The sequence below is a fragment of the Seonamhaeicola sp. genome (assembly GCF_028281565.1).
Lineage (GTDB): Bacteria > Bacteroidota > Bacteroidia > Flavobacteriales > Flavobacteriaceae > Seonamhaeicola.
On sequence record NZ_JANQJQ010000005.1, the window covers coordinates 185,210 to 195,714 of the forward strand.

General features: G+C 34.9%; 11 protein-coding genes and 1 pseudogene. 11 read left to right on the forward strand and 1 reads right to left on the reverse strand.

From position 1 onward, the window contains the following. Window positions 1–21: 21 nt before the first annotated feature. The 10 genes from Q0983_RS01825 to Q0983_RS01870 all read left to right on the forward strand — a co-directional run bounded on the left by Q0983_RS01825 (window position 22) and on the right by Q0983_RS01870 (window position 9,091). The gene (locus Q0983_RS01825) at window positions 22–969 is read left to right on the forward strand and encodes an SDR family NAD(P)-dependent oxidoreductase (protein ID WP_299547870.1); all 948 of its coding nucleotides are present in this window, start codon (window positions 22–24) and stop codon (window positions 967–969) included. A 79-nt stretch (window positions 970–1,048) separates the two neighbouring features. Further along, window positions 1,049–1,960, forward strand: coding sequence for a helix-turn-helix domain-containing protein (locus Q0983_RS01830; protein WP_299547873.1), 912 nt, complete (start codon window positions 1,049–1,051; stop codon window positions 1,958–1,960). A gap of 154 nt (window positions 1,961–2,114) precedes the next feature. After that, a complete protein-coding gene (locus Q0983_RS01835) occupies window positions 2,115–3,026 on the forward strand; it encodes an NAD(P)H-binding protein (protein ID WP_299547876.1) in 912 nt (303 codons plus the stop codon). Between the two features lie 15 nt (window positions 3,027–3,041). Next, the gene (locus Q0983_RS01840; RefSeq protein WP_299547879.1) at window positions 3,042–3,962 is read left to right on the forward strand and encodes a response regulator transcription factor; all 921 of its coding nucleotides are present in this window, start codon (window positions 3,042–3,044) and stop codon (window positions 3,960–3,962) included. 254 nt (window positions 3,963–4,216) lie between these two features. Further along, window positions 4,217–4,750 carry a nuclear transport factor 2 family protein gene (locus tag Q0983_RS01845; RefSeq protein WP_299547882.1) on the forward strand — a complete coding sequence of 178 codons (534 nt, stop codon included), beginning with the start codon at window positions 4,217–4,219 and terminating at the stop codon, window positions 4,748–4,750. Beyond that, window positions 4,644–5,627, forward strand: coding sequence for an NAD(P)H-binding protein (locus Q0983_RS01850; RefSeq protein ID WP_299547885.1), 984 nt, complete (start codon window positions 4,644–4,646; stop codon window positions 5,625–5,627). Before Q0983_RS01845 ends, Q0983_RS01850 begins: the two co-directional genes overlap by 107 nt. A 132-nt stretch (window positions 5,628–5,759) precedes the next feature. Next, complete coding sequence (locus tag Q0983_RS01855; RefSeq protein ID WP_299547888.1) at window positions 5,760–6,659, forward strand: helix-turn-helix transcriptional regulator; 900 nt, start codon at window positions 5,760–5,762, stop codon at window positions 6,657–6,659. A gap of 2 nt (window positions 6,660–6,661) precedes the next feature. Continuing rightward, complete coding sequence (gene map / locus Q0983_RS01860) at window positions 6,662–7,426, forward strand: type I methionyl aminopeptidase (RefSeq protein WP_299547891.1); 765 nt, start codon at window positions 6,662–6,664, stop codon at window positions 7,424–7,426. Between the two features lie 254 nt (window positions 7,427–7,680). Beyond that, window positions 7,681–8,820: a hypothetical protein gene (locus Q0983_RS01865; RefSeq protein WP_299547895.1), complete on the forward strand. Its 1,140-nt coding sequence runs from the start codon at window positions 7,681–7,683 to the stop codon at window positions 8,818–8,820. Window positions 8,821–8,935: 115 nt separating this feature from the next. Beyond that, window positions 8,936–9,091, forward strand: coding sequence for a hypothetical protein (locus tag Q0983_RS01870; protein WP_299547898.1), 156 nt, complete (start codon window positions 8,936–8,938; stop codon window positions 9,089–9,091). A gap of 19 nt (window positions 9,092–9,110) precedes the next feature. On the opposite strand, the pseudogene Q0983_RS21355 reads toward Q0983_RS01870, so the two are convergent. Then, window positions 9,111–9,233: pseudogene (locus tag Q0983_RS21355) on the reverse strand (homocysteine S-methyltransferase family protein); the annotation flags it as partial. Between the two features lie 405 nt (window positions 9,234–9,638). On the opposite strand from Q0983_RS21355, the gene Q0983_RS01875 reads away from it, so the two are divergent. Beyond that, on the forward strand, window positions 9,639–10,505 hold an 867-nt coding region (locus Q0983_RS01875), incomplete at its 3' end, for an MFS transporter (RefSeq protein ID WP_299547901.1).

Below are 10,505 nucleotides of genomic sequence, written 5' to 3' on the forward strand. Positions count from 1 at the left end.
TGAAATGAATTACTGAGACGATTGATTAGATTAAAACAACTTCCGCACTTTGGCTTCATCCTTCCTCAATTTGGCTACAAGAAGGCGAATGTGATTATTGACCTTTGTACTATTCTAATATTAAAATTTAAAATCATGGAATATCAAAAAGAAAACAAAGTTTGGTTCATTACAGGTTCTTCCCGCGGGTTTGGACGTATTTGGACGGAAGCAGCACTTGAGCGTGGAGATAAAGTTGTAGCAACCGCACGCAGATTGGAGAGTATATCCTATCTTCAGGAAAAGTACGGCGAAAATGTACTCACACTAACACTTGATGTAACAAAAGCGGATCAAGTAAAGGCTATACTCGAGCAAGGATATCATCATTTTGGCAGATTGGACGTAATTCTGAATAATGCTGGCTATTCACTTGTTGGTACTATCGAGGAAGCTAGTTTAGACGATGTCCGTGCACTCTACGAGACCAACATTTTTGGTGCGCTCTCTGTTATCAAGGCTGCTCTGCCATTATTGCGCAAGCAAGGTGGCGGTCACATATTAGGTGTATCAAGTAGCCTGGGGCTTGAGTCTATGCCCGTAATCGGGTATTATTGTTCTACAAAATGGGCATTTGAAGCAATTCATGAAAGCTTAGCGGCAGAAGTCAAGTCTTTCGGCATTAAGGTAACCCTTATTGAGCCAGGTGCCTATGCAACAGAGTTCGGCAGTCCAGAGTCATTAAAAATGGCTAGTGGGCTTGACATCTACTCAGACTTTAAAGGGCAATTTGTACAAGGTCTGCGAAATCTAGAACGAGGAAACCCAAATGCTACTCCAGAGGCTCTTTTTAAAGTGGTAGATGCGAAACAGCCACCTCTACGACTTTTCTTGGGCAACCAGACATTACCTTCAGTACGTAAGGCTTACAATGAACGACTGGCAACCTGGGAAGCGTGGGAAGAGGTATCCAATGCCGCACAGGGTTAATCAAAATAAAGTATTTTTTTAACTTTAATGACAGCCGATAATTAGTATCTTATCGGTTGTTGTTTTCTAACTACTAAAAATGAAAAAAGAAGAAAACATACCTAGAAAATTTGATTCGTTATCTGACTTCCATAGTGCATTTGGTTTACCAAAGCCTGCTCACCCCTTGATAAGTTTTATAGATATTGAAGAAATCTCTGTCCCAACAGAGGAGTCATTTGATTTCTTTGTTTTAAATTTTTATAAAATTGCTTATAAAACAACACTTTGTGGACAAGCAAGATACGGTCAAAATTACTACGACTTTGGCGAAGGTGGATTGATTTTTACCTCCCCAAATCAGGTTTTTGAAAGCCCCAAGAGTTCCGCTTCGGGTTATATCTTTTTTATTCACCCTGATTTCTTATTGACTTACCCATTGGTTAAAAAAATAAAACAATATGGTTTTTTTTCATATGCCGCAAATGAAGCGTTACATCTCTCGGCCAAAGAAAAAGAAACCATCATGTCTATTTTTGAAATCATCGAAGATGAATTAAAAAGCAGAATAGATGATTTTAGTCATGATGTGGTTATTTCCCAAATAGAATTGTTGCTAAACTACGGTAATCGATTTTACAACCGGCAGTTTATCACACACAAAGCTGTTTACAGAGATCTTTTGTCAAAGCTAGAGGAAATTCTAGATAATTATTTCAATGGCGAAAAACCATTAAACATAGGACTACCCTCTGTTCACTATTTAGCCAAACAGGTCAACGTATCTCCAAGTTATTTAAGTGATATGTTACGCTCACTCACAGGACAAAATGCTCAACAGCATATTCATCATAAGTTAATAGAAAAAGCCAAGCAAGAATTGTCCACAACCAGCCTGTCTGTAAGCGAAATTGCCTATGTTTTGGGTTTCGAGCACCCACAATCCTTCAGTAAGTTTTTTAAATCAAAGACTAAACTCACTCCATTAGAATTTAGAAAATCCTATAACTGATGAACATTATGGAAACAAATTGAGCTGACAAAAGATATAAAAATAGGGCTTGAGGTTCAATGATTAGTAACGGTTTGAAAAACCTTTCATTTTGACTACAACAAAAATCATTTTGGCTACATCTGTTGTTTAATAACATTGCAATTTTGTATTAATGAAAAAAGATAGAAAAATGAATATCGTTTTAACAGGCTCATTGGGCAATATTAGTAGACCTCTTACGGAAGAATTAATTGTAAAAGGACATTCTGTTACGGTTATAAGTAGCAATACTGAAAGACAAAAAGACATTGAAAAATTAGGAGCAAAAGCTGCCATAGGTTCAATGGAAGACGTATCTTTTCTGACTGAAGTTTTCAAAAGTGCGGATGCGGTGTATTGTATGGAAACATTTGGCTTCTTTAATCCAGATTTTGATTATCTACAATACATCGACAAAATTGCTAATAATTATAAACAGGCAATCGAGTATTCTGCTGTAAAAAAGGTGATTCATTTGAGTAGCATTGGAGCTCATACTTCTAAAGGTGTGGGCATCTTGAAGTTCCATCATTTAGCAGAAAATATAATGAACCAACTTCCCGAAAATATAGTCATTAAATTCATTCGACCAGTTGGATTCTATGTGAATTTATTTGGTCAAATTCCAAGTATTAAATCTCAAGGTATTATCATTTCTAATTTTGGCAATCAAGAGAAAGAACCCTGGGTTTCACCTTATGATATTGCCACTGTGATTGCGGAAGAATTCGACCTTCCGTTTGACCAAAGAAAAATTCGCTATGTAGCCAGTGATGAAGTTTCAGCTAATGAAATTGCAGAAACATTGGGAAAAGCTATTGGGAAACCTGATTTAAAATGGGTAACAGTAACCGATGAGCAGTATTTGGATAGTTTGCTAAAATTTGGAATGAATAAGCAGATTGCTAAAGATTATGTTACTATGCAAGCGTCTCAACGATCTGGTAGTATTTATGAAGACTTCTACGTACACAAACCCACATTCGGCAAAGTAAAACTCTCTGATTTTGCTAAAGAATTTGCGGTCATATACAACCAGCAATAATTACCTTTATCGAATATGGAAAACAAAAATATACATAGAATTAAAACGATTAGTGATTTTCATAAATTCAGAGGTTTGCCATTACCGGAACACCCCTTAATCAGTGTAATAGACTACACTTCTATCAAGCATTTGGATGAAAAAAATGCACTGAGTTGGGTACTTGATTTTTATTCTATTTCTTTAAAAAAATCATCCCACACCAAGTTTAAATATGGTCATCAGGAATGCGATTTTGACGAAGGTTCACTGTTTTTTATGGCACCAAACCAGATATTTCGTGTGGAGGTTGACAAAAACCATATACCAGTAAATTCAGGATGGCTATTACTTATTCATCCAGAATTTATTTGGGGCAAGACATTGGCAAAAACAATCAAGCAATACGATTTTTTTAATTATGCCGTAAACGAAGCATTGTTTCTTTCACCCAAGGAAGAATCCACCATAAACAGTATTATTCAAAACATTCAGCAGGAGTACCAAACGGGCATAGATAAATTTAGCAAACAAATTATTTGTACGCACATTGAAAATTTACTCAGCTATTCGGAACGGTTTTACAATCGTCAATTCATAACAAGGGAAAAGACCAATCATCAAATTTTAGAAAGGTTGGAAAAGCTGTTGGCGGATTACTTTAATAATAATAATTTAGAAATTAAAGGTATACCATCTGTACAATATGTTTCCGAAGAATTGAATGTTTCACAAAGTTATTTGGGGAGCCTACTTAGATCGCTTACCGGACAAAATACGCAACAGCACATTCACGAAAAACTGATTGAAAAAGCCAAGGAGGAATTGTCTACAACCAGCCTGTCGGTAAATGAAATTGCTTATACTTTAGGTTTCGAGCACCCGCAATCCTTCAGTAAATTTTTTAAATTAAAAACTAAACGCACTCCATTGGAGTTCAGGCAATCATTTAACTAAAATAGACTTGCCAACGAAAATTTTTGTTGCCAATATTGTGTTTAATAAGTCCCATTTAAACCAATAGCCGTTGGGGTAAACTCAACTGCTATTGGTTTTATACTGATTGAAAAAGTTAAAGATTTCTGTAGATATAAGGTAAAGAAAATTCCATTGATTGATTTATGCAAGTAACGCTTTGATTCTTTCAAACTAAAAGCTGCCAAGTGAACCTAAATTTGTAAAACAATTAGAAATTTTAAAAAAATAACAAGATGAAAACAAAAACATTCAATTCAATACTAGCAATCTTATTTGCGGTATTTTTTACAAATTCGTTTTCGGTTCAAGCCCAAAAAAAACAAACTAAAACAATTGATGAAAAACAAGAAAAGATAGTCCTGGACTTATTGGAAGCATTCAATCTAGGTACTGAAAATGTACTTGAACTTTTTGATGATGAAGCCATTATTGAATATCCATATGCTTATTCTTTAGGTACACCTTCAACATTAAACAAAACACAGTACGGCAATTATTTGAAGGGAGCTCTTTCCAATATGCCGAATATAGCATTCTCTAAGGTGAAAAGTTACACTACGAAGAACAATTTTGTATGGGCAGAATTTCATGGAGAAGTTGTCATTCCATCAACTAATCAGTTGTACAAACAGGACTATGTTGCGCGCTTTACCCTCAAAAATGGAAAAATCATCCATTATAGGGAGTATTGGAACCCTATGGCGGTATCTGCTATGGGAAGTCATAAAGATGTCAATAAAATGTTTAATGATAAATCAAAACAATAATATTATGAAAATAGTAATCGGGGCTGCTGCAGGCAATGTGGGCAGCCGTATCGCAAAAAAGGTAGCAGCGTCAAATCATTCAGCTGTATTGTTGGGAAATAAATTAGACCCCTTAGAAAATATGAATATCCCAAATTCAACTTCTTATGAAGTAGATATGAGTGACGTAGAACAGGTTGTTGCACACACAAAAGGAGCAGATGCATTATTCTGGCTTGTACCACCTGTACTTGGAGTGTCCAGCTTAAGAGAGTGGTATGATAAGATCATAGCTGCGGGTGTTGCAGCTATTAAAGAAAATAAGATTCCTCGTGTGGTTGCTCTTTCTTCTCTTGGTGCAGGGGCTGCAGATCACCTAGGTACAGTAACTTACGTGGGAAACATGGAGAAAGCCTTTAAAAAAGTTGCCTCAAATGTGGTTTTCTTAAGACCAGGTTATTTTATGGAAAACTTCTTGTTACAAAAGGACCAAATTTTTAACAATGGTAATTTTTCCTTTCCTTATGCTACAGACCATGATATTCCTTTTGTAAGTGCAGATGATATTGGAGATATAGCAGCGGAATACCTTATGGACGAGCATTGGGCAGGACAATGGCCTAGAAATATTATGGGGCCACGCAATATTACGCTTCAGGAAGCTGCCGATATTTTCTCAGCAGAATTACAACAGGAGATTGTATACAAGCAGGTATCTTATGATGATATAAAAAATCAATTCGCAGAGTTTGGCGCTAATGATACCGTACAAAAAGAACTAATTGACCTATATAAGGCATTGGGAGATCCCAATGGTGCCTATGCCACACCTCGAACATACGAAGCGAATACGCCAACAACACTTGAACACGTTATCCGAAATAAGTTTATTTCATAATAAAATAGGTGTCAAAGAAATTAGCCAGAATCTAGTTTATTTTGATTCTGGCTATCTATATTTTCTCCATAGAGTATGAGGCTATTCAATAATTTTGCTACTTTTAGGAAGCTGTTAAGGATATGGTATAACATGGACAAACCAGAGACATTAGAAGAATATTACGCTAATAGGCCTTTTCTTAAATCGATTGATTTGAGCCATGAGGAAGGACATTTTAATGTGCTTCGTATTGGAGATCATGTTGATGATGATAAAAATAATGTTGTATATGGTCGAAAAGATTATTTCAAAATATGTCTTGTTAACGGAAAAAGTAAAATACATTATGCTGATAAGAGTTTTGAGATTTTAGAACATGGTTTACTATTTACCAGTCCTCTTATTCCTTATAACTGGGAAGTATTAGGGTCTACTCAAACAGGTTATAGTTGTATTTTCTCAGAGTCATTTTTTACTAATTATGGTGACTTAAAGAAATATCCTTTTTTCACGCCAAATGGTTACCCTGTTTTTGAATTAAAGAAATCTGAAGCCGTTAGGCTTGAAAAAATCTTTTCGCAAATGACAGATGAAAAGAAATCGGACTTCGAATTTAAGGATAATGCACTAAGGAATTTAACAATTCAGCTAATTCACGACGCTTTAAAAATGCGTCCCACCAAAAAAATATCTCATGATAGGGTAAATGCAGCAAATAGGATTACTTCTTTATTTTATGAACTTTTAGAAAGTCAATATCCCATAAGAAATACAATAGATGGAATAAAATTACGTACTGCTTCTGATTTTGCCAATCAAATGGCCATTCATGTTAATCATCTGAATAAATCTATCAAATCAATTACACAAAAAACAACATCTGAACTTATAACTGATAGATTATTGAAAGAGGCAAGGATTATGTTAAGGCACAGTACTTGGGCAATATCTGAGATTGCTTACAATTTAGGATTTGATGGACCTTCACATTTTAGCAATTTTTTCAAAAAAAAATTAAAGATTACACCATCTGAATATAGAAATTTTTAAAAATGTCAATTACAAAAGAATCTGAGCTAATCGGAATGAAAAAAATTAGTGAGGTTGTTGGAACTACACTAAAACTGATGAGAGAATATGCCAAAGTTGGCATGTCAACTAAAGAATTAGATGAATATGGAGGCAATATTTTAAAAAGTTATGGTGCTAAATCTGCACCTTACGAAGCTTATGGATTCCCTGGTTATTCTTGTATAAGTGTAAATGAAGAAGTAGCTCACGGAATACCATCAGAGAAAAAAATATTAAAGGAAGGCGATTTAATTAATATTGATGTGTCTGCGGAACTAAATGGCTTTTGGTCTGATAATGGAGGCTCTTTTGTACTTGGAAAAGACATACATAATCATCAACCTCTTGTAGATGCATCAAAACAAATTTTATATAAAGCTATTCAAAATATCAAAGGAGGAGTTAAGATTTCTGAAATTGGCTATTTGATAGAAACCGAAGCTAAAAAATCAGGATTTAAAGTCATCAAAAATTTAGCTGGTCATGGGGTAGGCAGAAGTTTACACGAAGAACCTGATAATATTTTAAACTACAGGGTAAGAACCAATCGAAAAAGATTTAAAAAGAATACGACTGTCGCCATTGAAACTTTTATATCAACGAATTCGACGATAGCTGTTGGATTAAATGATGGCTGGACACTCGTAGGAAATAAAGGAGGATACGTCACTCAACATGAACAGACGATACTTATAACTGATAATTCTCCAGTCATTCTAACAGAATCTAATGGAATCTGGAATTAAAAAATACTTATACTAAAGAACTGTGATGAAATCTATCATTATTAATGATATTATATCAGTATCTTCAAATTTTAAACCGAGTTTCATAGGTTTCAGATAAAAATTGCTAAATTCTAGCACGAATTTTATTAACAAATTATTTTTATGTCTTATTTGTGTCTCAAATTAGCAAAAGGTCTGTAAATAAAGAAAAGTTACATATTGTATCGGAAAGTAATTGATTCAAGATACTATTTATTATTTTAATTGATCGCATGAAAGAAAAAGTTTCGTTTGAGATAAAAAAAAGATTTTTAAATAGAACTGACGTATACTTATACGGTGAACATTTTGGACTAGCTTATGTCCTATGGGTTGATACCCAAAAAGAAAAAACCACATATCATATTACAGTAAATAAAGATAAGAGGAACATGTTTTTTGGTTGCAGTGTTAGTGATTTTGAGGGTACTGATGAACTAATACATAAATTATCTATACCTATTAATTTTAATCTAAAAGACCATATAAGCTGGATGGCTGGACCGGCATCCTTCAATATTGAGTTTCCTTATCCTTTTCAAGATATTGATGAAGAACGATTAGCTATAATAGCTAAAATTGAGGTTGAAATAGATATAATTAATTGGAACGAATTATGCTCGATAAAAGCTTATTTCAATAAATTTGAATTAAAATGCAGGGAAAAGGGTATTTTCGGGTCATTTTATAAAACTAATACAAATGACCATGATATGGTGACTTTGTCATTAAGGATAGAAGATACCTCAGCAAATATTGGTGAGCTGTTAGATATATTGTTGTCCGATTTTTTAGATATAAATAAGGTAATTCAGGAGGAAATAACTATTGAAAATCGGAGAAACTCCATTTCAAGAATTTTTAACTTTCCGAGTGAACTAAAAGAGCCTTGCGAGCAGTACTTAATTTACTTTTCAAAGTTTTTACAGGACATAGGTATTGATGCAGAGACTTCGATAAAGGAGGAAGCTAGAGGAGTACTGTTTACTGTAATCCCAAAAGATTCAGAAGAGGCTTTAAGTCAAATTAATAGTGCATTGAATATTTATTTATCATTACCTGAAATCCCTGATTTGGAAAAGTATACAACTAGCTTTGATGATGTTGGGGTAAAACAGTTAATGTCTAATATTCATTTTTTAAAGTCTCAATTATTACTAAGTCAATCTATGATCCAACTTAAGGACGCGACTATAAACTCTTTGAATTTAACAAATTATCAGCAAAGAGTTCTTTTGGAAGAACAATCGATGAAACCACAAAATGAAGAAAGAGTTTTAGGTGAAATTGTTACAATAAAGGAATATGAAGGGAAAGGTTTTAAAATAAACCTGCCCAAATTGTTTAGGATGATTAAAAGAAAATTTAAATAATGAAATTAATAATTAATTATAAATTTTGTGTCTTTAATTTTTAAAGAAAGATAGGTATTGATATATTACTTTTTGTATCAGAAAGTAATAGTCACAGATATAATCAATCAATGTTATGCCTAAACAAGACACCTTAGCAGACATCATACTTAGTCTTATAGAAGCCATAATCAAGGCTCAAGGTTATGGAAAGACTCGTAAACGTACCTGGCACCAGTATGTAGTACCCTATGAAGTGGAGTTGTTCCACAACATCCTCCCAAAATATTGACCAGTCCATTATTTGCAACCCCCTGAACCATCATGTTGGCAAATTCTTCTGCTGTTTGATCATAGGCTCCAAGCTGATTGGGTAGCCCTGCATTAGGGTGGGCACTTACTAGGCAGGAGACTGTTTTACTTAAAACTTTTATCTACGGACGTATCTCCCTGGCTCCTGAGACACAGTTCACCCTACCAAAAATAAAGGAACATGGGATACTGATATGAGAAACGCCTCCAAAGTCTGGCCAGATAGGATTTTTCCGTTCCCATCAGTAATGGTACCTGAAAAGGTATTAGTGATTTAATTTGTGTTAAGCTTTAAGACTAGATTTTATATGAGCCTGTCCGGGTTTTAAACAGGTATAGCTTCTGTTCATTTCTTCTGATAAAATGGTTTTCATATTATATTGAATCCCCTTTTTTTAAGAACATTAAGATACTTTTCTAAAAAATAAGTTTTTTTAAAACTTATTACCCCTTTTAATACCCCTTTTTTTATGCTCCGGCTTGTTTATTTGTGGATTAAAATCAAACACACTTTCTAAATATTAAAGATGTCAGGAACACAAAAACACACTTTATCTATACTAATAATAGCCGGTTTATTTTTCATATTCGGATTTGTAACCTGGGTCAACGGAGCGTTGATCCCCTTTATGAAGACCATTAATGAGCTAACTGAGGCACAGAGCTATTTGGTAGCCTCGGCCTCTTATATCAGTTTTGTTGTGATGGCCTTACCGGCGTCCTATTTGCTTACCAGGGTAGGCTACAGAAAAGGCATGTCTATTGGTCTTATAATAATGGCGATAGGCGCCTTGGTATTTATTCCTGCAGCAGAGGCCCGGACGTACTCGGTCTTTTTGCTGGCCATCTTCATCCAGGGTACAGGCATGACCATTTTACAAACGGCAGCCAATCCCTACATTACCATATTGGGTCCCATAGAGAGCGGCGCCAAGCGTATTGCTATCATGGGTATAGCCAATAAAACAGCAGGCGCCTTGGGGTCCTTGATCTTTGGAGCTTTGTTATTATCGGGCATTGACGAGGTCAGGGAAAAACTAAGCACGGTATCCATAGAAGAAAAGAATGCACTATTGGATACCATGGCCGATAGCGTGTTTACCCCATATATCACAATGGCAGTAGTATTACTTGTTTTAGGTTTATTAATCAGAAAAGCGCCATTACCACATGTAGAAGCCAGTGAATCGGACGAGACAACTACTGGAACCACAGTAAAAACAAATATATTCCAATTTCCGCATCTATGGCTGGGCGTACTAACCTTGTTCGTTTACGTGGGCGCTGAAGTGATTGCAGGAGATACCATAATTGCCTACGGGATAGCTTTAGGATTTACAGGTGAAGAAGCCAAATTCTTTACCACTTTTACGTTAATGGCGATGGTTGCTACC

Coding starts and splice junctions, on each gene's coding strand:
- Q0983_RS01830 (WP_299547873.1), top strand. CDS start 1,049: ATGAAAAAAGAAGAAAACATACCTAGAAAATTTGATTCGTTATCTGAC.
- Q0983_RS01835 (WP_299547876.1), top strand. CDS start 2,115: ATGAAAAAAGATAGAAAAATGAATATCGTTTTAACAGGCTCATTGGGC.
- Q0983_RS01840 (WP_299547879.1), top strand. CDS start 3,042: ATGGAAAACAAAAATATACATAGAATTAAAACGATTAGTGATTTTCAT.
- Q0983_RS01845 (WP_299547882.1), top strand. CDS start 4,217: ATGAAAACAAAAACATTCAATTCAATACTAGCAATCTTATTTGCGGTA.
- Q0983_RS01850 (WP_299547885.1), top strand. CDS start 4,644: ATGGAAAAATCATCCATTATAGGGAGTATTGGAACCCTATGGCGGTAT.
- Q0983_RS01855 (WP_299547888.1), top strand. CDS start 5,760: ATGGACAAACCAGAGACATTAGAAGAATATTACGCTAATAGGCCTTTT.
- map (WP_299547891.1), top strand. CDS start 6,662: ATGTCAATTACAAAAGAATCTGAGCTAATCGGAATGAAAAAAATTAGT.
- Q0983_RS01865 (WP_299547895.1), top strand. CDS start 7,681: ATGAAAGAAAAAGTTTCGTTTGAGATAAAAAAAAGATTTTTAAATAGA.
- Q0983_RS01870 (WP_299547898.1), top strand. CDS start 8,936: ATGCCTAAACAAGACACCTTAGCAGACATCATACTTAGTCTTATAGAA.